Annotated in this window: 22 protein-coding genes and 1 tRNA gene; 12 read left to right on the forward strand and 11 right to left on the reverse strand. The window is 69.6% G+C overall.

The window, feature by feature from the left end; translation table 11 throughout:
- The first annotated feature begins 149 nt into the window (after positions 1–149).
- From acs to SH922_RS18180, 5 genes are all read left to right on the forward strand, one after another.
- Positions 150–2,147 (forward strand): acetate--CoA ligase, encoded by a 1,998-nt coding sequence (gene acs, locus SH922_RS18160; RefSeq protein ID WP_393058994.1) that lies wholly within the window; start codon positions 150–152, stop codon positions 2,145–2,147.
- Positions 2,148–2,435: 288 nt separating this feature from the next.
- Positions 2,436–3,842, forward strand: coding sequence for a Na+/H+ antiporter NhaA (nhaA, locus tag SH922_RS18165; RefSeq protein WP_393058995.1), 1,407 nt, complete (start codon positions 2,436–2,438; stop codon positions 3,840–3,842).
- A 39-nt stretch (positions 3,843–3,881) separates the two neighbouring features.
- Entirely contained in the window at positions 3,882–4,412 is a 531-nt protein-coding gene (locus tag SH922_RS18170) for a phage holin family protein (protein WP_393058996.1), read from the forward strand.
- A complete protein-coding gene (locus SH922_RS18175; protein WP_393058997.1) occupies positions 4,409–5,464 on the forward strand; it encodes an alpha/beta fold hydrolase in 1,056 nt (351 codons plus the stop codon). Before SH922_RS18170 ends, SH922_RS18175 begins: the two co-directional genes overlap by 4 nt.
- Positions 5,465–5,569: 105 nt before the next feature.
- A complete protein-coding gene (locus SH922_RS18180; protein ID WP_393058998.1) occupies positions 5,570–5,773 on the forward strand; it encodes a hypothetical protein in 204 nt (67 codons plus the stop codon).
- Positions 5,774–5,818: 45 nt separating this feature from the next.
- Here the strand turns inward: SH922_RS18180 and SH922_RS18185 are convergent, their stop codons facing one another.
- The 5 genes from SH922_RS18185 to SH922_RS18205 form a co-directional block, all read right to left on the reverse strand.
- Positions 5,819–7,024, reverse strand: a complete 1,206-nt coding sequence (locus SH922_RS18185; protein WP_393058999.1) for a MarP family serine protease — start codon at positions 7,022–7,024, stop codon at positions 5,819–5,821.
- A gap of 89 nt (positions 7,025–7,113) precedes the next feature.
- Positions 7,114–7,929, reverse strand: coding sequence for an NUDIX hydrolase (locus tag SH922_RS18190; RefSeq protein ID WP_393059000.1), 816 nt, complete (start codon positions 7,927–7,929; stop codon positions 7,114–7,116).
- A gap of 61 nt (positions 7,930–7,990) precedes the next feature.
- Positions 7,991–8,824 (reverse strand): endonuclease III, encoded by an 834-nt coding sequence (nth, locus tag SH922_RS18195; RefSeq protein ID WP_393059001.1) that lies wholly within the window; start codon positions 8,822–8,824, stop codon positions 7,991–7,993.
- A 184-nt stretch (positions 8,825–9,008) separates the two neighbouring features.
- Complete coding sequence (locus SH922_RS18200; protein WP_393059002.1) at positions 9,009–10,448, reverse strand: MFS transporter; 1,440 nt, start codon at positions 10,446–10,448, stop codon at positions 9,009–9,011.
- 54 nt (positions 10,449–10,502) lie between these two features.
- Positions 10,503–11,498 carry a hypothetical protein gene (locus tag SH922_RS18205; protein ID WP_393059003.1) on the reverse strand — a complete coding sequence of 332 codons (996 nt, stop codon included), beginning with the start codon at positions 11,496–11,498 and terminating at the stop codon, positions 10,503–10,505.
- Between the two features lie 733 nt (positions 11,499–12,231).
- Here SH922_RS18205 and SH922_RS18210 point away from each other — a divergent pair.
- Positions 12,232–12,906, forward strand: a complete 675-nt coding sequence (locus SH922_RS18210) for a Crp/Fnr family transcriptional regulator (RefSeq protein WP_014046869.1) — start codon at positions 12,232–12,234, stop codon at positions 12,904–12,906.
- Between the two features lie 76 nt (positions 12,907–12,982).
- On the opposite strand, the gene SH922_RS18215 is transcribed toward SH922_RS18210, so the two are convergent.
- From SH922_RS18215 to SH922_RS18230, 4 genes are all read right to left on the reverse strand, one after another.
- On the reverse strand, positions 12,983–13,813 hold the full coding sequence (locus tag SH922_RS18215; protein ID WP_393059004.1) for an MBL fold metallo-hydrolase: 831 nt from the start codon (positions 13,811–13,813) through the stop codon (positions 12,983–12,985).
- Positions 13,810–14,712 (reverse strand): NUDIX hydrolase, encoded by a 903-nt coding sequence (locus SH922_RS18220; protein ID WP_393059005.1) that lies wholly within the window; start codon positions 14,710–14,712, stop codon positions 13,810–13,812. The genes SH922_RS18215 and SH922_RS18220 overlap by 4 nt, the downstream gene beginning before the upstream one ends.
- Before the next feature lie 143 nt (positions 14,713–14,855).
- Positions 14,856–15,326 (reverse strand): RidA family protein, encoded by a 471-nt coding sequence (locus tag SH922_RS18225; RefSeq protein WP_393059006.1) that lies wholly within the window; start codon positions 15,324–15,326, stop codon positions 14,856–14,858.
- A complete protein-coding gene (locus SH922_RS18230; protein WP_017947820.1) occupies positions 15,326–15,484 on the reverse strand; it encodes a DUF4177 domain-containing protein in 159 nt (52 codons plus the stop codon). Before SH922_RS18230 ends, SH922_RS18225 begins: the two co-directional genes overlap by 1 nt.
- A gap of 82 nt (positions 15,485–15,566) precedes the next feature.
- On the opposite strand from SH922_RS18230, the gene SH922_RS18235 reads away from it, so the two are divergent.
- Positions 15,567–16,556 carry an ArsA family ATPase gene (locus SH922_RS18235; RefSeq protein WP_393059007.1) on the forward strand — a complete coding sequence of 330 codons (990 nt, stop codon included), beginning with the start codon at positions 15,567–15,569 and terminating at the stop codon, positions 16,554–16,556.
- The gene (locus tag SH922_RS18240) at positions 16,553–18,007 is read left to right on the forward strand and encodes an ArsA family ATPase (protein WP_393059008.1); all 1,455 of its coding nucleotides are present in this window, start codon (positions 16,553–16,555) and stop codon (positions 18,005–18,007) included. Before SH922_RS18235 ends, SH922_RS18240 begins: the two co-directional genes overlap by 4 nt.
- Positions 18,008–18,037: 30 nt before the next feature.
- Here the strand turns inward: SH922_RS18240 and SH922_RS18245 are convergent, their stop codons facing one another.
- Positions 18,038–18,388 (reverse strand): WhiB family transcriptional regulator, encoded by a 351-nt coding sequence (locus SH922_RS18245; protein ID WP_018551136.1) that lies wholly within the window; start codon positions 18,386–18,388, stop codon positions 18,038–18,040.
- A gap of 386 nt (positions 18,389–18,774) precedes the next feature.
- Here SH922_RS18245 and SH922_RS18250 point away from each other — a divergent pair, with 386 nt between their 5' ends.
- Positions 18,775–21,021 (forward strand): transglycosylase domain-containing protein, encoded by a 2,247-nt coding sequence (locus tag SH922_RS18250; protein WP_393059009.1) that lies wholly within the window; start codon positions 18,775–18,777, stop codon positions 21,019–21,021.
- 94 nt (positions 21,022–21,115) lie between these two features.
- On the opposite strand, the gene SH922_RS18255 is transcribed toward SH922_RS18250, so the two are convergent.
- On the reverse strand, positions 21,116–21,580 hold the full coding sequence (locus SH922_RS18255) for a GatB/YqeY domain-containing protein (protein ID WP_393059010.1): 465 nt from the start codon (positions 21,578–21,580) through the stop codon (positions 21,116–21,118).
- Between the two features lie 79 nt (positions 21,581–21,659).
- Here SH922_RS18255 and SH922_RS18260 point away from each other — a divergent pair, with 79 nt between their 5' ends.
- The 3 genes from SH922_RS18260 to SH922_RS18270 all read left to right on the forward strand — a co-directional run bounded on the left by SH922_RS18260 (position 21,660) and on the right by SH922_RS18270 (position 24,211).
- Positions 21,660–22,601 carry a metallophosphoesterase gene (locus SH922_RS18260; protein ID WP_393059011.1) on the forward strand — a complete coding sequence of 314 codons (942 nt, stop codon included), beginning with the start codon at positions 21,660–21,662 and terminating at the stop codon, positions 22,599–22,601.
- Between the two features lie 95 nt (positions 22,602–22,696).
- Positions 22,697–22,770, forward strand: a tRNA-Pro gene (locus SH922_RS18265).
- 190 nt (positions 22,771–22,960) lie between these two features.
- Complete coding sequence (locus SH922_RS18270; RefSeq protein WP_393063606.1) at positions 22,961–24,211, forward strand: DNA sulfur modification protein DndB; 1,251 nt, start codon at positions 22,961–22,963, stop codon at positions 24,209–24,211.
- The last annotated feature ends 345 nt before the right edge of the window (positions 24,212–24,556 follow it).

Below are 24,556 nucleotides of genomic sequence, written 5' to 3' on the forward strand. Positions count from 1 at the left end.
GCGTCACCGCACATCAGCACCACGCACGAGCAACCTGCACCACCCCATCACCCCGCCGCGGAAGCGGGATCGTGCCTCCATACACGAAGACACAGGTCTAAACCAATTCCCGGCAGACACTTGTCACCCGGCCCCCGGCCTGATGAGCTATGCCCCGGGACACAACGGACACCCTGGGACTGGGAGATGTCGTGAGCAACGAAAGCTTGGCCAATCTGCTTCGTGAGGAGCGGCGGTTCGCACCGCCTGCCGATCTGGCCGCGAACGCCAACGTCACAGCGGAGGCGTACGAGCAGGCCAAGGCGGACCGGCTGGGCTTCTGGGCCGAGCAGGCCCGCCGCCTGACCTGGGCCACCGAGCCGACCGAAACGCTCGACTGGAGCAACCCACCCTTCGCGAAGTGGTTCGCGGACGGCGAGCTCAACGTCGCGTACAACTGCGTGGACCGTCACGTCGAGGCGGGCAACGGCGACCGCGTCGCCATCCACTTCGAGGGCGAGCCCGGCGACAGCCGTGCCATCACCTACGCGGAGCTGAAGGACGAGGTCTCGCGCGCCGCGAACGCGCTGACCGAGCTCGGTGTCGGCAAGGGCGACCGGGTCGCCGTCTACCTCCCGATGATCCCCGAGGCCGCCGTCGCGATGCTGGCCTGCGCCCGCATCGGTGCCGCGCACTCGGTCGTCTTCGGCGGCTTCTCCGCCGACGCCATCGCCACCCGCATCCAGGACGCGGACGCGAAGGTCGTCATCACCTCCGACGGCGGCTACCGCCGCGGCAAGCCCTCCGCGCTCAAGCCCGCGGTCGACGACGCCGTCTCCCGCATCGACAGCGTCGAGCACGTCCTCGTCGTCCGCCGCACCGGCCAGGACACCGCGTGGACCGAGGGACGCGACGTCTGGTGGCACGAGATCACCGCCCGCCAGTCCACCGAGCACACCCCCGAGGCATTCGAGGCCGAGCAGCCGCTCTTCATCCTCTACACCTCCGGCACCACCGGGAAGCCCAAGGGCATCCTGCACACCTCCGGCGGCTACCTCACGCAGGCGGCGTACACCCACCACGCGGTCTTCGACCTCAAGCCCGAGACCGACGTCTACTGGTGCACCGCCGACATCGGCTGGGTCACCGGACACTCGTACATCGTCTACGGCCCGCTGGCCAACGGCGCGACGCAGGTCATGTACGAGGGCACGCCCGACACCCCGCACCAGGGGCGCTTCTGGGAGATCGTCCAGAAGTACGGCGTCACGATCCTCTACACCGCGCCGACCGCGATCCGCACGTTCATGAAGTGGGGAGACGACATCCCCGCCAAGTTCGACCTGAGCAGTCTCCGGGTCCTGGGTTCGGTCGGTGAGCCGATCAACCCCGAGGCGTGGATGTGGTACCGCAAGCACATCGGCGCCGACAAGTGCCCGATCGTGGACACGTGGTGGCAGACGGAGACCGGCGCGATGATGATCTCGCCGCTGCCCGGTGTCACCGAGACCAAGCCGGGCAGCGCCCAGCGTGCCCTGCCCGGGATCTCCGCCACCGTCGTCGACGACGAGGCGCGTGAAGTACCGGACGGCGGAGGCGGCTACCTCGTCCTCACCGAGCCGTGGCCCTCGATGCTGCGCACCATCTGGCGCGACGACCAGCGCTTCCTCGACACCTACTGGTCCCGCTTCGAGGGCAAGTACTTCGCGGGCGACGGCGCCAAGAAGGACGAGGACGGCGACATCTGGCTCCTCGGCCGCGTCGACGACGTCATGCTCGTGTCCGGCCACAACATCTCGACCACCGAGGTCGAGTCCGCACTCGTCTCGCACCCCTCGGTCGCCGAGGCAGCCGTCGTCGGCGCCGCCGACGAGACGACCGGCCAGGCCATCGTCGCCTTCGTCATCCTGCGCGGCACCGCGACCGCCTCCGACGAACTCGTCGCGGAACTCCGCAACCACGTCGGCACCACCCTCGGCCCGATCGCCAAGCCCAAGCGGATCATGCCGGTCGCCGAGCTGCCCAAGACCCGCTCCGGCAAGATCATGCGACGCCTCCTCCGCGACGTCGCCGAGAACCGCGCCCTGGGCGACGTCACCACCCTCACCGACTCATCGGTGATGGATCTCATCCAGACCCAGCTGCCGCAGTCATCCTCCGAGGACTGAGACCCCGGGAAGGGAAGCGAGGGCCAAAGCCCCCCGGAACCCGAAGACCAAGGCCCTGGAGCCCTGGGACCCCGGAAACAGCACACGCCCCGAAGGGCATCCGGCAACGCGCCGGATGCCCTTCGGGCATTTAGGGTGATGATCACCGGTCACAGCCCCGCGCACCCCGGGTACAGTGGCAGCTGATCAATAAAACGATAAGAAATCTCCACAGGGTGTGCCGGGAAGTCTGGTCGGCAAGTGCATCAGCCATGCCATCGCTGCCGTACCGACCCGGAGGTCTCCCCCGTGGCCACGCCCACACCCGCGCCACCCTCCCCCCGCCGCACCTTCCTGGGACGCCTGCCGCTCCCCGAGCGCAACTACCTCACCGAGGCCCTGCGTACGGAGACCGTCGGCGGAGTCATCCTCCTGGTCGCCGCCGTGGCCGCCCTCGTCTGGGCGAACACCCTCGCATCGAGCTACTCGACCGTCAGCGACTTCCATTTCGGGCCGGAGGCGCTCGGCCTCCATCTGTCCGTGGCGCACTGGGCGGCCGACGGACTGCTCGCGGTCTTCTTCTTCGTCGCGGGAGTCGAGCTCAAGCGCGAACTCGTCGCGGGTGAACTGCGCGACCCGAAGGCGGCCGCGCTCCCGGTCGTCGCCGCACTGTGCGGCATGGCCGTGCCGGCGGTCGTCTACACGCTGGCGAATGTGGTCGGCGACGGTTCCACCGACGGCTGGGCCGTCCCCACAGCCACCGACATCGCCTTCGCGCTCGCCGTCCTCGCCGTCATCGGCACCTCGCTGCCTGCCGCGCTCCGCGCGTTCCTGCTGACGCTCGCCGTCGTCGACGACCTCTTCGCGATCCTGATCATCGCGGTCTTCTTCACCGACAACATCGACTTCGTCGCGCTCATCGGCGCCTTCATCGGCCTGGCCGTCTTCTATCTGCTGCTGCGCCTGAACGTGCGCGGCTGGTACGTCTACGTACCGCTCGCCCTGGTCATCTGGGGGCTGATGTACAACAGCGGGATCCACGCCACCATCGCCGGTGTCGCCATGGGCCTGATGCTGCGCTGCACCCGGCGCGAGGGCGAGGAGCGCTCCCCCGGCGAACGCATCGAGCACCTGGTACGCCCGCTGTCGGCCGGTTTCGCCGTGCCGCTGTTCGCGCTCTTCTCCGCCGGGGTCTCCCTCTCCGGCGGCGCGCTGGCCGGCGTGTTCACCCGGCCCGAAACGCTCGGTGTCGTCCTGGGACTCGTCGCCGGCAAGACGATCGGCATCTTCGGCGGTACGTGGCTGGCCACCCGGTTCACCAAGGCGGAGCTGAACAAGGACCTGGCCTGGGCCGATGTCTTCGCGGTCGCCTCGCTCGCCGGCATCGGGTTCACCGTCTCGCTGCTGATCGGGGAGCTCGCCTTCACCGGCGACGACGACATGATCAACGAGATCAAGGCGTCGGTTCTCATCGGTTCCCTGATTGCCGCCGTACTCTCCGGTGTACTGCTCAAACTGCGGGTACGCACATACCGGGCGCTGTTCGACGCCGAGGAACTCGACGAGGACGCGTCCGGGGTTCCGGACATCTACGAGCAGGACGATCCGGAGTACCACCTGCGGATGGCCGCGCTGTATGAGAAGAAGGCGGCCGAGCACCGCCGCCTTGCCCAACTGGCGGGGGCAGCGAGCAGCAAGCCGGACAGTCCGGCATGATCTGACATCGGATGTGTTGAACAGGAGAGGGAGTCAGGGATGAGCGACCCCGGCAATTACGCGGGCAGCGCCGACCGCAGTCTCGGCCAGCTGGTCGCCTCGGCGACGGCCGAACTGTCGGCGCTGGTGCACGACGAGATTGCCCTGGCCAAGGCCGAGGTGCGACAGGACGTCAAGCGCGGCGTCATCGGCAGCGCGGCGTTCATCGTCACGGGCGTGCTGATTCTGTTCGCGATCCCGGTGCTGAGCTTCGCGGCCGCGTACGGAATCCACAACCTGGGGCTGGGGCTCGCCTGGTCGTTCCTGATCGTGGGCGGTGCGTTCATCCTGCTGGGGATCCTGCTCGCCCTGTTCGGCTACGCCAAGTTCAAGAAGGTCAAGCCGCCGGAGAAGTCCATCGCCTCGGCCAAGCAGACCGCCGCCGTCCTGCAGGGTGTCAAGCCGCACCCGCGGGCGAGCATCGGCGCCGACGCGATCCTTCCGGCGGGCGGCAGCACACTTGCGGACAAGGCCATCGAGAACCGTCCGGTCCAGGACAAGGCGTCAGCTGTGGCACGCTCATCCACATGACGGTCCCCGATTCCAGCGCATTCCGCCCTGTGAGCCCGGAAGACCGGGCAGGCCACGAGAAGCCGGCCGGTCCGGCGGGCCCCACCCCCGCCCCGGCCCCGGCCCCCGGTGGTCCGCCGGGCCCCGCTGCCGCGGCCGGCGGCCCCGTCCGCATCGACGGCCCCTGGACCCACCGGGACGTCGCGGCCAACGGCGCCCGCTTCCACATCGCCGAAATGGGGGAAGGGCCACTGGTCCTCCTCCTGCACGGCTTTCCGCAGTTCTGGTGGACCTGGCGCCACCAGCTCCCGGCACTCGCCGACGCGGGCTTCAGGGCCGTGGCGATGGACCTGCGCGGGGTGGGCGGCAGCGACCGCACGCCACGCGGTTACGACCCCGCCAACCTGGCGCTCGACATCACCGGCGTCATCCGCTCGCTCGGCGAGCCGGACGCCGCGCTGGTCGGCCACGACATGGGCGGCTACCTGGCCTGGACGGCCGCGGTGATGCGTCCGAAGCTGGTGCGCCGGCTGGTCGTCTCCTCGATGCCGCATCCGCGCCGGTGGCGCTCCTCGATGCTCTCCGACTTCGCCCAGTCGCGCGCGGGCTCGTACGTCTGGGGTTTCCAGCGGCCTTGGGTGCCGGAGCGTCAGCTCGTGGCGGACGACGCGGCGTTGGTCGGGCGGCTGATCCATGAGTGGGCGGGCCCGGGCACGGCGGATTTCCCCGACGACGCGGCGCTGGACGTCTACCGGCGTGCCATGTCCATCCCGTCGACCGCGCACTGCTCGATCGAGCCCTACCGCTGGATGGTGCGTTCGCTGGCGCGCCCGGACGGCATCCAGTTCAACCGGCGCATGAAGCGGCCGGTGCGAGTGCCGACCCTGCATCTGCACGGTTCACTCGATCCGGCGGTCCGCACCCGGAGTTCGGCGGGGTCCGGCGAATATGTCGAGGCACCGTACCGTTGGCGACTTTTCGACGGTCTGGGGCACTTCCCCCACGAGGAGGATCCGGCCGGGTTCTCGGCCGAACTCATCAGCTGGCTCAAGGATTCCGAGCCCGATCGCTAGCCGACGCGCACACACGTCCGACGAACAGCCACTTGCCTGCCGCATAGGCCAATTGGCTGGCAGATGGGCGGTTACCGACCATGCGTCACGGGCAGACGTCGAGGTATGGGCTGGACGCACGACTTCGGTGACGCAGCACGCAATCGTCGCTCGACCGCCACGGCGGCTCCGGGCACTCATGAGGGGAGCGGCCCCCAGGGCCGGGTGCACGCTATGCATGTTCTGCATGATCCCCGGCTCGGCATTCCGCGCATCCTCCGCCGCCGGGCCCGCTGGGTCTCGGCGCGGCTGCGCCACCCGCGCGGATGACCCCCGGTCCCGCCACCCCGCAGGCGGGACCTCCGACCCACTCTCCTAAAGCGCGCACCCCTGACTGTCGACCTGCTGGTTGGCGGTACGGCCCTGCGTGATGTCCTGCCGGATCTCGTCGGCCGTGAGGGCGTAACCGGTGTCGGGGTCGTCGAGCGATTTGGCGAAGACGACTCCGTACACCTTCCCTTCGGGTGTCAGCAGCGGGCCGCCTGAGTTGCCCTGCCGGACCATCGTGAAGAGTGAGTAGACATCGCGGCGGACGGTGCCACGGTGGTAGATGTCGGGCCCGTTCGCGTCAATGCGGGCCCGGACGCGCGCGGAGCGTACGTCGTACGAGCCGTTCTCCGGGAACCCCGCGACGATCGCGCTGTTCCCGGTCGCGGCGTCGTGGTCGGTGTCGGTGAACCGCAGCGGCTTCGCATCGAGGTCCGGCACGTCGAGTACGGCGATGTCGCGCCGCCAGTCGTAGAGGACGACCTTCGCGTCGTACAGCCGTCCCTGACCACCGATCTGCACGGTCGGCTCGTCGACGCCGCCGACGACGTGGGCGTTGGTCATCACCCGGCGGTCGGAGAAGACGAATCCGGTGCCTTCGAGGACCTTGCCGCAGCTCGGGGCCGTACCGACGACCTTGACGATCGACTGCTTGGCGCGGGCCGCGACGGGGCTGCCGGCCAGGGCCGGGTCGGGGGCCCTGACCTCGGTGATCGGTTCGTTGGCGAACGGGCTGAAGACCTGCGGGAAGCCGTTCTGCGCGAGGACCGAGGAGAAGTCCGTGAACCAGGTGGAGGCCTGGGGCGGCATCACCCGGGAGATGCCGAGCAGGACGGAGGAGTTACGGACCTCCTTGCCCAGCGTCGGCAGGGACGTACCGGCCAGCGCGGAGCCGATCAGCCAGGCCACCAGCAGCATCGCGACGACGTTGACGAGGGAGCCGCCCGTCGCGTCGAGGGCGCGCGCGGGCGACCATGTGATGTACCGGCGGAGTTTGTTCCCCAGGTGGGTGGTGAAGGCCTGGCCCACCGAGGCGCACACGATCACGACGACGACCGCGACGATGGCCGCGGTCGACGAGACCTCCGAGCCGTCCGTCACCTGGTCCCACAGGATGGGGAGCAGATAGACGGCGACGAGACCGCCGCCCAGGAACCCGATCACCGACAGAATGCCGACGACGAACCCCTGGCGGTAGCCGATGACCGCGAACCACACGGCGCCGGCCAGCAGCAGGATGTCCAGCACGTTCACCGTCTATTGCCTCGCAGATTCGTCACCGGGCCCGTACGTCTCCCCGTGGCCGGGAAGGCCCGGAGCAGCGGAGCACGGAAGTCAGCCTGTCATGCGCGCCAGTCGAGCGGCACCTGCTTGGCCCTGTCCCAGGGGCGCTCCCAGCCCGCGAAGTGCAGAATCCGGTCGATCACCCCTGCCGTGAACCCCCATACGAGTGCGGATTCGACCAGAAATGCCGGGCCCCGGTGGCCGCTGGGATGGCGCGTGGTCACCCGGTTGGCCGGATCCGTGAGATCCGCCACGGGAACCGTGAAGACCCGGGCGGTCTCGGCGGGATCGACGACCCCGACCGGACTGGGCGAACGCCACCAGCCGAGGACGGGCGTCACCACGAAGCTGCTCACGGGGATGTAGAGCCGGGGCAGCACGCCGAAGAGCTGCACCCCGTGCGGATCGAGGCCGGTCTCCTCCTCGGCCTCGCGCAGCGCGGCCCGCAGCGGTCCCGTCGTCTCCTGGTCGCCGTCGGCGGGGTCCAGGGAGCCGCCGGGGAAGGAGGGCTGGCCCGGGTGGGAACGAAGGCTCCCGGCGCGCTCCATCAGGAGCAGCTCCGGCCCGCGTGCACCCTCGCCGAACAGGACGAGCACGGCGGACTGCCGCCCGGCACCGCTCGCGGGCGGCAGGAAGCGGCTGAGCTGCTGCGGCTCGACGGTCCGCGCCGCTCGGGCGACGGGGTCCAGCCAGTCGGGCAGGCCCTCGGTCGTGATGTCGATCGCGACTTCGCCCCGGGAGACGTCCCGGGCATCGTCTGCGGTGGTGCGGGCGGCGCCGCGTGCGGCGTGCGCCGCGTCCTGTGCGGCCGCAGCACCGGGCTCGTCCCGTGCTGCGGCCGAGGCCGCGTCCGTGCTGTGTTCATGCGTCTTCATAGGCACCCCTCGTTTCACAACGCCTGTCCTCACGCATTTCGTTCCGGCGCGGCCCGCCGTGTCAGCCGGCGCCCAGGGCGGGGGCGGGTCTGCCCGGGTAGTCCGAAGGCGGGCTCAGTCGCTGTCCCGGCTGACCCCCCATCTCGTACTTCAGCAGCTTCCGGGCCTTCTCCGGGTCGGTCTCGCCCTCCCCGTACGAGGGACAGAGCGGGGCGACCGGACAGGCGCCGCAGGCGGGCTTGCGGGCGTGACAGATGCGGCGGCCGTGGAAGACGACGCGGTGCGAGAGCATCGTCCACTCGCTCTTGGGGAAGATCGCCGCGATCTCGGCCTCGACCTTCTCCGGATCCTCCTGCTCGGTCCACTTCCAGCGGCGGACCAGTCGGCCGAAGTGCGTGTCGACCGTGATGCCCGGGACGCCGAAGGCGTTGCCGAGGACGACGTTGGCGGTCTTGCGGCCGACCCCGGGCAGTGTCACGAGATCCGCCAGGCGTCCCGGCACCTCGCCGCCGAAACGGTCCCGGAGGGCGACGGAGAGGCCTATGAGCGACTTGGTCTTGGCGCGGAAGAAGCCCGTCGGCCGAATGATCTCTTCCATTTCCTCCGGGACGGCCATCGCCATGTCCTCCGGAGTGGGGTACTTCGCGAACAGCGCCGGCGTCGTCTGGTTCACCCGCAGGTCCGTCGTCTGCGCCGACAGCACGGTGGCCACCAGCAGCTCGAAGGGCGTCTCGAAGTCCAGCTCCGGATGCGCGTACGGATACGTCTCCGCCAGGACGCGGTTGATCTTCCGCGCCCGCCGCACCATCGCCAGATGCGACTCCGGCTTCTTCGGCTTCGCAGCCGCCTTCACCGCCGGTTCGACCGCGGACTTCCGGACCTTGCTCTCTGCCATGCACGAAGGCTACGCCGACGGGGCGAACCCAAGGGGCCGGTTCATGAGCCGGTCACGATGTCGGCCTGCCCCGTTCGTAGCCGCGGTCCGGAGGTTCCGTCGTATCCACGATCCGGAGGTCCGGCGGCATGTGTCAGGACGCCGGCCCGTGGTTCCGGGCCGGCGTCCTTGAGGATCACCGGGGTCAGCCGACGGACGAGGGTTCCTCGGCGACGGCGGCGGCCCTGTCCGGGGTACGCAGGGTGAGGGCGGAGGCGAGCGCCCCGGCGAGGGCAAGGGCTGCTGCGCCGAGGAAGGCCGCGGAGAAGCCGTCGGTGAGGGCCTGGGGGTCGCCGAGTTCACCGGCACCGTTGGCGGCGGCGACGGCGGTCATCGCAGCGAGACCGAGGGCCGAACCGACCTGGTAGCTGGTGTTGACGATGCCGGAGGCGAGGCCGCCCTCCGCCGGGTCGGGGATGGCGAGCGCGGTCCCCAGTGAGGGGATGAAGGCGAGCGACATGCCGACCGCGGCGAGCAGCGAGGCGGGCAGGACGTCCACGACGAAGCTGCCGTCGGGCCGGACGAAGGAGAGCCAGACCATGCCGGCCGCCAGAGCCAGCAGACCGGTGACGATCAGCGGCTTCGGCCCGAAGCGGGCGATCAGCCGGGGTGCCAGCACGATCATCATCAGCATGATGGCTGCGGTCATCGGCAGCAGCGCGGCGCCCGAGGCGAACGCTTCGAGTCCCAGCACCTGCTGGAGGTAGAGGTTGAGGAAGAACCACATCGGGATCCACGCGGCCGCCATCAGCAGCTGGGCGAGGTTGGCGCCGGCCAGGTCGGGGCTGCGCCAGATGCCGAGCCGCATCAGCGGTGCGCTGCGCCTGGCCTGGATGGCGACGAACGCACCGATCAGCAGCAGTCCGCCGGCCAGTACCAGCCATGTGCCTGCCGAGCCCCACCCGGTCTCCGGAGCCCGGACCACGCCGTAGACGGTGACGGCCAGGCCGAGGGTGACGGTGATGGCACCGAGCCAGTCGACCGAGCCCCGGCGGGCGGCGCCTGCCGGCATCACTCCGGGGGTGGCGAGCAGGACGCCTAGCGCGACCGGGATGTTGATCCAGAAGACCCACTGCCAGCTGGCGTACTGGGTGATCAGTCCCCCGAGGAAGACGCCGGCGGTGCCGCCGGCCGGCGCGGCCGCGCCGTACAGGGCGAATGCCTTGGTGAGCTCCTGGGGCCGTCCGCCGAACAGGGTCATCAGAAGGGTCAGCGCAGCGGGTGCGATCAGCGCGGAACCGGCACCCTGGACGGCCCGGCCGACCAGTTCGGCCCAGGCCTCACCGGCCAGCCCGGCGACCGCCGACCCGACGGCCAGGACCACCCAGCCGGCCACGAACAGTCGCTTGGCGCCGAACAGATCGGAGAGGCGGCCACCGAGCAGCAGCAGTCCGCCGAAGGCGACTACGTAGGCGTTGAAGACCCAGGACAGGTTCTCCTGCGAGAAGCCGAGCGCCGTCTGCATCTCGGGCAGGGCCACGCCGATGATCGAGGTGTCCATGATCACCATGAACTGGGCGAGGGCGATCAGGGCGAGTGCCGTCCAGCGTCTGGGTGCGGGTGCGGGTGGGTTGAGGTCGGACATGACCGTGTACTCCTGTTCCGGGAGAGAGGGAAGCGACTCGGGCTGCGCCGCGCTTCAGTGCTGGTGGTCGCCGTCGTGCTCCGCGCGCGCCGACGCGGACGGGGTGGCCGGTCCGGCTGCGTTCGCCGGGCCGTCGGCGGCGGTGACCGTGAAGGCGGCGGTGCGGACCACGCCCCCGTGCCGGAAGTCCAGGAAGAGGCGGTAGCCGCCCCGGCTCGGCGCGGTGGTGGTGAAGGTGATGTCAGGGCCGGGCGCGGTGCCGGCGTCACCCGGCTCACCGTCCGGATGGACGTGCAGGTAGGCGAGGTCGCCGGCCCGCAGGGCGACCAGGTGGCCGTATGCGCCGAGATGGGGCTGGAGATCGGTGACGGGCCTGCCGTCCTTGGCGACGGCGAGGCTGAGCCGCGTGGAACGGCCGGGGGTGAGGTCGCCGGTCAGGGTGACGCGGTAGCCGTCGACGGTGACGGTGCGTCCCGTATCGGCCGGGCGTACGGGACGCAGGTCGCCCGCTGCGTGCAGGTCGGCGCCGAGGGTAAGACCCTGCGAGGCGCCGGCCGGGGTGAAGTCCGCGAAGACGCGGTACTCGCCGGCGGCGGGCACAGCGGCCGTGGTGCGCCAGGTGCCGTCGGCGGCGCGGGTGGGATGCAGGTGCTGGAAGGTGGAGAGGTCGCGCGGGGCGACGATGAGGTGCAACTCCTTGCCGTGCGCGGGCTGGTAGGCGGTGACGGGCCTGCCGTCCGCTCCGAGGATCCGGAAGCGCAGGTCGACGGGGGCGCCGGCGGTGACGTAGGAGTCGCTGAGGCTGAGTGTGTAGCCGCGTTCGGAGATCTGCAGGCCACCGGGCAGGTGGCCTGCGCCGCCCGACGCGCCGTCGCCGTCGCCGTCCGAGGAAGCCGGTCCAGAAGGCGCGGCGGCTGATGCGTGCCCCGCGTGGGCGGCGGTGGACGGCCTCGGGGACGTGTCGCCGGTGGCGTGGCCGATGCCGTACGAGGTGCCGAAGACGGTGGCGAGGCCGGCGGTGAAGGCGGTGATCTTCAGGGCGGTGTTCATGGCGGACTCCTCAGCGGATTCGGGGAGGGGAGATGTGCGGGTTCAGACGTGCATCAGGCGGGCGACGGTCTGCGCAGCCCGGCTGTGGCGCGCGGGCCGTCGTCTTCGTGGCAGCTGGGCATGCGGGGCCTCCTCGTTCCGGTGGGCGTCGCGGCAACACACGCATTACATACCCCCTAGGGGTATGCGGTCAACCCAAATCCGGATACAGGTAGGGGGTATGTAGGTCCCGCAGTTCCAGGCTGCCGAACGGTCGCGAGCACCCCTCCGGCCCCCGACCCTCCGCCCCTCCTGCCGCTTCGGCCGCCAGGCGGCCGGTCCACCCCGAGCAGTCACCGCCCCGCCCCCGAAGGGACCCCCGAGCAGTCACCACCCCGCCCCCGAAGGGACCCCCACGCGGTCGCACCCGCCCCGCGCCGCCCATGTGCCCGACGGGGCATTTGCGGCACTTCTCCGAACCTTGACGACCTGTTCGCCCACAGCGGAATCGCGACCCGCCGACACCCCGTCAGCCCCCTTGGCCTGCGCTCCCACCGGCGTTCCGGCCACCCGTCCGGCCCAGCGCCCACCCCCGGCATCCACGCCGCTCACCGGCGATCCGCCCCCAATCGGCCCCCTGCCGTACGCTCCGGCACGCGCGTGCGTCAAACTGGTTTGTGATTGATCGCACTGTTTTACCGTCCGGCATGATGGGGACCACGGTTCCCTGAACAGGCCGACAAGGAGAGAACTCGTGGACGACGTTCTGCGGCGCGCCCCGCTTTTCGCGGCGCTCGATGACGAGCAGGCCGCGGAGCTCCGCGCCTCGATGAGTGAGGTGACCCTCGCGCGCGGAGACGCGCTGTTCCACGAGGGTGACCCGGGTGACCGCCTCTATGTGGTCACCGAGGGCAAGGTGAAGCTCCACCGCACCTCACCCGACGGACGCGAGAACATGCTGGCGGTCCTCGGCCCCGGCGAACTGATCGGTGAGCTGTCGCTCTTCGACCCGGGCCCGCGTACCGCCACCGCGACCGCGCTGACCGAGGTCAAGCTCCTCGGCCTCGGCCACGGCGACCTTCAGCCCTGGCTGAACGCACGCCCCGAGGTGGCCACGGCCCTGCTGCGCGCCGTCGCACGGCGTCTGCGCAAGACCAATGACCAGATGTCCGACCTGGTCTTCTCCGACGTGCCGGGCCGTGTCGCCCGCGCCCTCCTCGACCTGTCGCGCCGCTTCGGCGTCCAGTCGGAGGAAGGCATCCACGTCGTGCACGACCTGACGCAGGAGGAGCTGGCCCAGCTGGTCGGCGCCTCCCGCGAGACGGTCAACAAGGCCCTCGCCGACTTCGCCGGCCGCGGCTGGCTGCGGCTGGAGGCCCGTGCGGTGATCCTGCTGGACGTGGAGCGGCTGGCCAAGCGGTCCCGCTGACCCGCCGTCGTACGCAACCGAGGGGCCCCGCCGACACCGGCGGGGCCCCTCGCGTACGTATCCGGGGCGGGTCCCGTCAGATCAGCCCGTGCTCGGTCAGGTATTCCATCTGCGCCCGCACCGAGAGCTCCGCCGCGGGCCACAGGGACCGGTCCACGTCCGCGTACACATGCGCCACGACCTCCGACGACGTCAGGTAGCCGGACTCCACGGCCGTCTCCACCTGGGCCAGCCGGTGCGCGCGGTGGGCCAGGTAGAACTCGACCGCGCCCTGCGCGTCGTCCAGCACCGGTCCGTGTCCTGGCAGCACCGTGTGCACCCCGTCGTCGACCGTCAGCGAACGCAGCCGCCGCAGCGAGTCGAGGTAGTCCCCCAGCCGGCCGTCCGGGTGCGCCACCAGCGTCGTCCCGCGCCCGAGGACCGTGTCCCCCGTCAGCACCGCGCGGTCGGCGGGCAGATGGAAGGAGAGCGAGTCCGCGGTGTGGCCCGGGGTCGGCACCACGTACATCTCCAGTCCGCCGGTCGTGATCACGTCACCCGTGCCCAGCCCCTCGTCGCCGAGGCGCAGCTCCGGGTCCAGGGCCCGCACCTTCGTACGGGTCAGCTCGGCGAACCTGGCCGCGCCCTCCGCGTGGTCGGGGTGGCCGTGGGTGAGGAGGGTGAGCGCGATCCGGCGGCCCGCCCGCTCGGCCGTGTCGATGACGGCCCGCAGATGGGCTTCGTCCAGCGGGCCCGGGTCGATGACCACCGCGAGGTCCGAGTCGGGCTCGGCGACGATCCAGGTGTTGGTCCCGTCCAGCGTCATCGCCGACGCGTTCGGCGCGAGGACGTTGACCGTACGGGTCGTGGCGGGGCCGGACAGCACCCCGCCGCGGGGCTGTCCGGGCAGCGCGGCCGCGTCGCTCATGCCGCCCCGCCGTCCGTACCGCCCGCACTGCCCGTCGGGATGTGTTTGGTGAACTCCTCGTGCCCCGGCCAGCTCAGCACCAGCTCGTCACCCTCCAGGCGGGCTTGTGCGAGCACAGGGGCGAGGTCCTGGCCCGATGCCGCCTCCAGCGCCTGCGCGGCGGTGGCGTACGGCCTGAGCGCGCGCAGCGTGGAGACCGTCGGCGGCATCATCAGCAGTTCGCCGCGGTCGTATCCGTCGGCCGCCTCGCCCGGACCGATCCACACCGTGCGGTCGGCCTCCGTCGAGGCGTTGCGGGTGCGCTGTCCGGCCGGGAGCGCGGCGACGAAGAACCACGTGTCGTAGCGGCGCGGTTCGAACTCCGGAGTGATCCAGCGCGCCCACGCGCCGAGCAGGTCCGAGCGCAGCACCAGTCCGCGCCGGTCGAGGAACTCCGCGAACGACAGTTTCCGCGCGACCAGTGCTTCGCGGTCGGCCTCCCAGTCCGCACCGGTGGTGTCCGTGACGACCGTGCCGGCGGTCGGGCCGGCGAGCAGAACGCCCGCCTCCTCGTACGTCTCACGGACCGCCGCGCAGACGACCGCCTGCGCCTCGGCCGGTGTACCGACACCGAGCCGCCGCGCCCAGCTCTCCAGCGTGGGTCCGGCCCAGCCGACGAGCCGGTCGTCGTCGCGAGGGTCGACCCCGCCACCCGGATAGGCGTACGCCCCTCCGGCAAAGGCCATGGAGGTGCGCCGGCGCAGCATGTGGACCGTGGGCCCGCCCCCCGTACCCGCGGCGGCGTCCCGGAGCAGCATCACGGTGGCTGCCCGCCTGGGGGTGGCTGCCGTCAGTTCGCCTGCGGCGAGGGCCCGGATCCGGTCGGGCCATTCCGGTGGGTACCACTGACCATTGGACATGGCCGGAGGCTATCCGGAACCGCGACGATGTTCGAGGGGCACGGTGATCCGTACATGCCCCGTACACAGATGATCCCGCCCGGTCACGACGACCGGACGGGATCCTCGCGCAGCCGGCTTCCGAACGCCGGCCGCGGTACGGCTCAGGCTCCGGTCAGCTCGACCTGGACCTCGACCTCGACCGGCGCGTCCAGCGGCAGCACGGCGACGCCGACGGCGCTGCGGGCGTGCACGCCCTTGTCACCGAGCACCGCGCCGAGCAGTTCGCTCGCGCCGTTGATCACTGCGGGCTGGCCGGTGAAGTCCGAGGCCGAGGCGACGAAGCCGACGACCTTCACCACGCGTGCGATCCGGTCCAGGTCGCCCGCGACGGACTTCACGGCGGCCAGCGCGTTGAGCGCGCAGGTCTTCGCCAGCTCCTTGGCCTCGTCGGGCGTGACCTCCGCGCCGACCTTGCCGGTGACGGCGAGCTTGCCGTCCACCATCGGCAGCTGGCCCGAGGTGTACACGTACACCCCGGACTGCACGGCCGGCTGATACGAGGCGAGCGGCGGCACGACGTCCGGCAGGGCCAGTCCGAGTTCGGCGAGCTTCGCCTCGACTGCGCCCGCCACTACGACTTCTCCCGCTTCAGGTAGGCCACGAGCTGCTCGGGGTTGTTCGGGCCGGGAACGACCTGGACCAGCTCCCAGCCGTCCTCGCCCCAGGTGTCCAGAATCTGCTTGGTCGCGTGCACGAGAAGGGGCACGGTCGCGTATTCCCACTTGGTCATGGCCCGACTGTAATGCCTGTGCAATCCCCGGCACGCGCAGCCTCGTGCGTAGCCTGCGGCGCGACTGGTTAGGCTCGAATACGTGAGCAGGTTCCAGGTCGTCAGCGGCAAGGGCGGTACCGGTAAGACCACGGTCGCCGCCGCCCTCGCGCTCGCCCTCGCGACCGAGGGCAGGCGCACCCTCCTCGTCGAGGTCGAGGGCAGACAGGGCATCGCCCAGCTCTTCGAGGCGGACTCCCTCCCCTACGAGGAGCGCAAGATCGCCGTCGCGCCGGGCGGCGGCGAGGTGTACGCCCTCGCGATCGATGCCGAGCGCGCCCTCCTCGACTACCTCCAGATGTTCTACAAGCTCGGCAGCGCGGGCCGGGCACTCAAGAAGCTCGGCGCGATCGACTTCGCCACCACCATTGCGCCCGGTGTCCGGGATGTCCTGCTGACGGGCAAGGCGTGCGAGGCCGTGCGCCGCAAGGACAAGCATAACCGGTTCGTCTACGACTACGTGATCATGGACGCTCCGCCGACCGGCCGGATCACCCGCTTCCTCAACGTGAACGACGAGGTGGCGGGGCTGGCCCGGATCGGCCCGATACACAATCAGGCGCAGGCCGTGATGCGGGTGCTGAAGTCTCCCGAGACCGCGGTGCATCTGGTGACCCTCCTGGAGGAGATGCCGGTCCAGGAGACCGCCGACGGCATCGCGGAGCTGCAGGCCGCCGAACTGCCGGTGGGCCGGGTCATCGTGAACATGGTGCGCCCGCACCTGCTGGACGAGGACGCGCTGCGCACCGCTGCGGGCGGTCGGCGCAAGGAGATCGCCAAGACGCTCACCCGGGCGGGAGTGACCGGCTCGGCAGGGCTCGTACGTCCTCTGGTCGAGCAGGCGACCGAGCACGCCCAGCGGGTGGAGCTGGAGCGTGAGCAGCGCGCCGTACTGGCGGAGCTCGGGCTGCCGGGGTACGAACTCCCGCTGATCGGCGAGGGCGTGGACCCGGCCGGGCTGTACGAGCTGGCGATGGAACTGCGCAAGCAGGGCGCGGGCGAAGGGGCGGCGGAACAAGGGGTGGGTTCATGACAGCGGCCGCGGACACCGGCAGCGACACAGGCACAGAAACCGACACCGAACCGGACGCGGGTACGGCCACGGCCACGGCCCCCGCCCTGGACACCGACGCCCTGCTCGACGACCCGGACATCCGGATCGTCGTGTGCTGCGGCTCGGGCGGCGTCGGCAAGACGACGACCGCGGCGGCCCTCGGCGTACGCGCGGCCGAGCGCGGTCGCAAGGTCGTCGTCCTCACCATCGACCCGGCGCGCAGGCTCGCCCAGTCCATGGGCATCGACTCCCTGGACAACGTCCCCCGCCGGGTGCAGGGCGTCGGGACCGAGGGTGCCGGTGAACTGCACGCCATGATGCTGGACATGAAGCGGACCTTCGACGAGATCGTCGAGGCGCACGCGGACGGGGAGCGGGCCCGCGCGATCCTGGAGAACCCCTTCTACCAGTCCCTGTCGGCCGGTTTCGCGGGCACGCAGGAGTACATGGCGATGGAGAAGCTCGGTCAGCTGCGGGCGCGCGACGAGTGGGACCTGATCGTCGTCGACACCCCGCCGTCGCGATCCGCACTGGATTTCCTGGACGCGCCGAAGCGGCTGGGCTCGTTCCTGGACGGAAAGTTCATCAAGCTGCTGATGGCCCCGGCGAAAATGGGCGGCCGGGCCGGAATGAAGTTCCTCAACGTGGGCATGTCGCTGATGACCGGGACGCTGGGCAAGCTGCTCGGCGGCCAGTTCCTGCGTGATGTACAGACCTTCGTCGCCGCGATGGACACCATGTTCGGCGGGTTCCGCACCCGCGCCGATGCCACGTACAAGCTCCTCCAGGCACCCGGCACGGCGTTCCTCGTCGTCGCGACACCGGAGCGGGACGCGCTCCGCGAAGCGGCGTATTTCGTGGAGCGGCTGGCCGCGGAGGACATGCCGCTGGCCGGTCTGGTGCTCAACCGGGTCCACGGCAGTGACGCCGCCCGGCTCTCCGCGGAGCACGCGCTGGCCGCCGCAGAAAATCTTGATGCCGACGGCATTGTGGATCAGGGCGCCGGGAAGGCTGGACTTCGTGAGCCCGCCGAATCCCCCGCGGCCGGTTCCGCACAGACCCCGGACCCCGCAGGAGCCGCCACCCCCGAACCGTCCGAGCATGCCTCGGAGCACGAGCCCGCCGACATCCCGGACGTCCATGCCGACGCCCGCACGGCCGTCGTGACCACAGACGACCCGCCCGCAGACGCCGTGACCGCAGACGCCGTGACCGTCGAACAACTGACGGCAGGTCTGCTGCGTCTCCATGCCGAACGGATGCAGGTGGTCGCGCGCGAACAGAGCACACGCGACCGCTTCACCGCACTGCATCCCGAGGTGGCCGTGACCGCGGTGGCCGCGCTGCCCGGAGATGTCCATGACCTCGCAGGGCTGCGAGCCATCGGCGACCGGCTCGCGACCGGTTCCGCCTCGGCCGGAGCTGCGTAGTCACCCCGTCGTCCGTCCTGCCGCCCGGGTCTACCCCACGGCGGCGAACGTCTCGTGCAGTTCGTCGTCCTCCAGCCCGATCGCCACGGGCAGGATGCCCGTGGACCGCTCGTACTCGCTGCGTGCGGTCTCCAGCAGCCGGCGCCAGGACGTGACCGTCGGGCGCCGGCGCAGCAATGCGCGGCGCTCCCGCTCGGTCATTCCGCCCCACACGCCGAATTCGACGCGATTATCCAGCGCATCGGCCAGGCATTCGGTCCGCACCGGACATCCGGTGCACACCGCCTTGGCTCTGTTCTGCGCTGCCCCTTGTACGAACAGTTCATCCGGATCGGTAGTGCGGCAGGCTGCCTGCGCACTCCAGTCGGTTACCCAGCCCATCCCGGCGCCGTCCTCTCCCGAATCGAGGCTCCCCCACGGCGGTAGCGGCATATTCACCGCTGCCAGTTGAGGACGTTACGGAAGGTGGCGACAGCACAACACCCCCTTCGGGCCCAATCTTGAATGGCCCGAACGGACTATGCGTATGCGGCAGATCACCCAGGGGAGTGATGCGAGGACATGCGCGACTATCCCGTCAGAATCGGGACAGATCACCTGAGTCACAACGGACGTTCGATGACACACGAGGCGATTTCGGGAGCGCCTGAACTCGTGGCCGGGCAGTGCAGGGGGGTTGATACGGAACCGGACTGCTGTGACAGTTGAGAGCAGCTTAGGCCAAGGCATATACGTGTGTCCGGCGAATGAGAACGTAGGCTGCCCCCATGCCAAAGAAGCGCTCGGGCGGGGGTCTCACGACGACCCAGCAGGCCGCCAAGTTCCTCGGTGTCGCCGCACTCTCCGGAGTGGTCCTGGCGGGCATCGCGCTGCCGGCCGCCGGAGCACTGGGTCTCGCCGCCAAGGGAACGGTCGACGGGTTCGACGAGATCCCGGCCAACCTGAAGACTCCGCCGCTGAGCCAGCGCACCACGATCCTGGACAACCAGGGCGGCCAGATCGCCACGGTGTACTCGCGGGACCGCACCGTTGTGCCGCTGACGAAGATCTCCCCGTACATGCAGAAGGCGATCATCGCGATCGAGGACGCCCGCTTCTACGAGCACGGCGCGGTCGACCTCAAGGGCATCCTGCGTGCGATGAACCGCAACGTACAGGCGGGCGGGACCGCACAGGGCGCGTCGACCCTCACCCAGCAGTACGTGAAGAACGTCTTCGTCGAGGAGGCGGGCGACGACCCGACCAAGGTCGCCCAGGCCACCCAGCAGACGCTCGGCCGCAAGGTCCAGGAGCTGAAGTACGCGATCCAGGTCGAGGAAGAGCTCGGCAAGAAGAAGATCCTGGAGAACTACCTCAACATCACCTTCTTCGGGCAGCAGGCGTACGGCGTCGAGGCGGCCTCCCAGCGGTACTTCTCCAAGTCGGCGAAGGACCTGAAGCTGGAGGAGGCGGCGATGCTGGCCGGCATCGTGCAGTCGCCCAGCCGCTACGACCCCGTCAACGACACGGAGGAGGCGACCAAGCGTCGCAACACCGTGATCCAGCGGATGGCCGATGTCGGGGACATCTCGCAGGAGGAGGCCGACAAGGCCAAGAAGACCCCGATCAAGCTGAAGGTGAAGCGGCCGAAGAACGGCTGCATCACCGCGGTCAGCGGTTCCGGATTCTTCTGCGCCTACGTATACGAGATCGTCACGAACGACCCGGCCTTCGGTAAGACCGCCAAGGAGCGCGCCAAGCTCTGGGCGACCGGCGGACTGACCATCAAGACGACGCTGGACCCGCGTTCCCAGGCCGCCTCCAACGAAGCAGCCACCTCCCGCGTCAACGAGACCGACAAGGTCGCGGCCTCGGTGGTCCAGGTCCAGCCCGGCACCGGTCAGATCATGGCGATGGCCCAGTCCCGTCCCTACGGACTGGACGCGTCCCAGCACCAGACCATGCTGAACCTCTCCGTCGACCACAAGATGGGCGGCAGTTACGCCGGCTTCCAGGTGGGATCGACCTTCAAGCCGATCACCGCGGCGGCCGCGCTGGAGAAGGGGATCAGCCCGGCCCAGAGCTTCACCACGGACTACAAGCTCACCCTCCCCGCCGACGGCTTCCGCACCTGCGAGAACGAGCCTGCGGACACCGTCCCGTGGAACATCGAGAACGAGATGGAGTCGGAGAAGGGCACCTTCGACATGACCAGCGCGCTGGGCAAGTCGATCAACACCTACTTCGCCAAGCTGGAGCAGCAGGCAGGCCTCTGCGAGACGCTCACGATGGCGAAGAAGGTCGGCTACATCCGCGGCGACAACAAGCCGCTTCGCCAAGCCCCCTCCACCACCCTCGGCGGCCAGGAGTCGACGCCGCTGGCCATGGCTTCGGCATACGCCACCTTCGCCAACCGCGGCACGTACTGCTCCCCGATCGCGATCCTGTCGGTGACCAAGCCGGACGGGAAGAAGATCGACGTACCGAAGTCGACGTGCAACAGCGCCATGAGCGAGCACACGGCCGACACCATCAACCAGATGCTCAAGGGCGTCGTCGAGGACGGCACCGGACAGTCGGCCGGTCTCAGTGACCGTGACAACGCGGGCAAGACCGGTACGACCGACGAGCGCATCAACGCCTGGTTCGTCGGCTACACGCCGAACCTGTCCACGGCCGTGTGGGTCGGCAGCGACGGCGCCCACCAGATCCCGATGAGCAACATCACCATCGGCGGCCAGTACTACGAGGACGTCTGCGGTGGCTGTCTGCCCGGTCCGATCTGGCGGACGGCGATGACCGGTTCCCTGAGCGCCTCCGAAACCCCTTCCTTCACCCCGGTCGACGTCCCGCGGGCGAAGCCCAAGGAGGACAAGGACAAGAACAAGGACCGGGACAAGAACAAGCCGGGCGAGGGCGACGACAAGCCCGGCGACGACAGTCCCTTCCCCGGCATCAGCATTTCGCCGGACCTGATCGGCGGAAACGACGGCAACGGCCGCGGTCAGAACGACGGCGGGACCAACGGCCCCTGACCTGGCCGGTCCTTGCTCACGTCAGACATGAAGGTGGGGCGCCCCCGGTCCGGGGGCGCCCCACCTTCATGTCTGCCTGCTGAACCGCGCGGCCTCAGCCGGCGAGGAGCTTCTTCACCGTGGCGGCCACCCGGCCGCCCTCGGCGCGCCCCGCGACCTTCGGGTTCACGATCTTCATGACGGCGCCCATGGCACGCGGCCCCTCGGCCCCGGCGGACTTCGCCTCGTCGACGGCGGACGCCACGATCGCGGTCAGCTCGTCGTCGCTCAGCTGCTGCGGGAGGTAGGCGTCGAGCAGCTCGCCCTCCTTCTTCTCCCGCTCGGCCTGCTCGGCCCGGCCGCCCTTGGCGAAGGCCTCGGCCGCCTCGCGGCGCTTCTTGGCCTCCTTGGCGATCACCTTCTGCACCTCGTCGTCGGAGAGTTCGCGGGCAGTCTTTCCGCCGACCTCCTCCTTGGTGATCGCGGTGAGGGTCAGCCGGAGCGTGGACGAGGTCAGCTCGTCGCGCGCCTTCATGGCCGTGGTGAGGTCTTCCTTGAGCTTGGACTTGAGCGTGGTCATGGGGTGATTGTGGCAGGTGCGAGGTGTCCGCCGCCCGCCGGTTTTCCCGTGGGCACACACCGTCTGCGACGATGGGCGCATGCGCGCACGCTACGGAGTACCCCTGAAAATCACGGCGGTCACCGCCGCGGCCGGCGCCGCCGGTCTCGCCTACGCAGCCGGATTCGAGGCCCGCTCGTTCCGTCTGCGAAGGGTCGCCATCCCGGTACTCCCGCACGGGGCACGCCCGTTGCGCGTCCTTCAGGTCTCCGACGTCCACATGGTCAGCGGCCAGCGCAAGAAGCGCGCCTGGCTGCAGTCCCTGGCCGGGCTGCGCCCGGACTTCGTCGTGAACACCGGCGACAACCTCTCCGACTCGGAGGCCGTACCGGAGCTGCTCGACGCGCTCGGTCCGCTGATGGAGTTCCCGGGTGTGTACGTGTTCGGCTCCAACGACTACTACGGCCCCAAGCTCCGCAACCCCGCCCGTTATCTCTTCGAGAAGGCCGCGGGCAAGCACGGGCTCAACGGGAACGCCCCGGCCGTCGGCGTCGTCCACAACCCGTGGGAACCGATGCGCGACGCCTTCGACGACGCGGGCTGGCTGAACCTGTCCAACACGCGGGGCCGCCTCAAGGTCGACGGCCTGGAGCTGGCCTTCACCGGCCTCGACGACCCGCACATCAGGCGTGACCGCTACGCCGAGGTGTCGGGCGGCCCCGAGACGGGCGCCGACCTCTCCATCGGCGTGGTCCACGCCCCCTACCTGCGCTCACTCGACGCCTTCACCGCGGACGGCTACCCGCTGATCCTGGCCGGCCACACCCACGGCGGCCAGCTGTGCATCCCCTTCTACGGCGCCCTGGTCACCAACTGCGACCTGGACACGGACCGCGTGAAGGGCCTCTCCAGCCACACGGCCGACGGCCACCGCGCCTACCTCCACGTCTCGGCCGGCTGCGGCACCAACCGCTACACCCCGGTCCGCTTCGCCTGTCCCCCGGAGGCGACCCTGCTGACCTTGACGGCGCGAGACGTGTGACGGACGGCGGCCGCACGATCGGCACAAAAAGCGGATTTCGTCTCCGGGCGCCGGTGGGCTAAAGTAATCGATGTCGCCGGGAGACCGGCGGCGATCGGGGTGTAGCGCAGCTTGGCAGCGCGCTTCGTTCGGGACGAAGAGGTCGTGGGTTCAAATCCCGCCACCCCGACAGCCGTAAGACCAGGTCAGGGGCCTGATCCACTTAGTGGATCAGGCCCCTGAGTGGTTTCCGGAGATCGTTTGGGCGAAGCCCGGGAGAAGATCTTGGTCGAGGTCTCCCAAGCGGAAGCAGCCCCCTTCCTGCTCACCGTGTGGCGACATCTATCCCTCGTGTGCGCATCCGCGAACTTGATCTCAGGCTGGCACCTCCTCCAGCGTCGCGCCGACCACCCCCAAGAAGGGGTGCCGACCGCGCGCAGCAATCGCACCGCACGGTGTACAGCGTGCGCGTCCCCCTCCTCGACCTGCCGACGATCCTGCCCGTCCCCGATCCCAGCAACGTCGACAAGGACAACCGCAAGGTCGACCGCCTCCACGCCAAGCACTTCGGCGAGTACCTCGACACCAAGCAGGACTGGGTCGCGCCCGCCCTGCTGGCCCGGGATAGCGGCGGATGCACCTTCGAGAAGGTGGACGACCAGGGCGCCGTCGGCTACATCGACGTTCCGTGGGCGATTGGCGGCACCTCCAGCTTGCGGACCATCGACGGCCAGCACCGCGTGCTCGGTGTAGCCATCGAGAAGCAGCGCATCACCGACGCCATCTCTGCCGTCGATCGCGAAATGGCTCGCAAGGTAAGCCCAGAGAAGGCCGCGAAACTCGCGGCCGAACGCGAAAAGCTCATCGGGCAGATGAACCGCCTCAAGGCCGAGTACGTCGGCCTTGACATCTATGTCGAGCCAGACCCGATCAAGTCTCAACAGATGTTCGTAGACGTTACCGACAACGCCAAGGGCATCAGCAGCGCCGTCCGCGCTCGTTTCGACAGCTACAAGGTTGCCAACCGAACCCTGTCCGACGTCATCGACCACCCGCTGCTTAAGGGCCGGGTCGACGCCGAGCAAGATCGCATGACGCTTAAGAACCCCAACTTCATGGGCGCCAAGCACGTCGCCGACGTCACCCGATCCGTCATCGCCGGTGCTGGTGGCCGGATCAGCAAGAAGGCCGAGCAGACTCTTACCGACGGCGAGGTGATCGAGCAGGTTAAAGACTTCCTCGACGTTATCTCCACCGCCTTCACCGACCTCGCCTCTCTCACCGAAGACGATCCAGAGGCGGAGCATCAGCCTGGAGAACTGACCATGGCCCAGGAGGTACGCCGGTCCTCGCTCCTCGGATCGGAGGGCATGCTCCGCGTTCTCGGTGGCGTATTCCGAGAGCTGCGGGCGGGCGAGAATCCTGCCGAACTCGACGACGTCACCGACTTCTTCAAGCGACTCGACCCGCACATGGCCGCGCCGGTCCCCGAGACCAGCATTTGGCGTACCACCGCAGCCAACATCGACTTCGAACCGAACGCTTCGGCACCGATCATGAGGACGCAGAACATCGTCCATCTCGTGAGCGTGATCACCGATTGGCACAAAAAGGCCCCCACTAGCCTTTAGGGGCGCCTATCAGGACAAAGCACACCGATCTTAAACGCCGGACTTTGTCCGAACTGGGGCGGCTTCTGCCCGGTGCGAGTGGTCCATCGGGCAGCTTCGCAGGTCGCTAGGCTGCCGCCCGCAGCCTCCTCTGCAACAGCTCATCGAGCACGACAACGGGCGAACTAGCTGGTAGAGCGTGGCCACCTCATCACACGCCTCTGACATCACTATCGGTGAGATCCCCACAGAGAGTGGACCAGAGCCGGCAGTCGTGGACAAAGCCACTGCGGCCCTCGTCGGCGTGGGTGTGGTCGCACAGGCAGGTGCACCGCTTGTGGTCGACTTCCCAGCCCAGTCCGGTAG

Source organism: Streptomyces sp. LN549 (genome assembly GCF_043203805.1).
Lineage (GTDB): Bacteria > Actinomycetota > Actinomycetes > Streptomycetales > Streptomycetaceae > Streptomyces.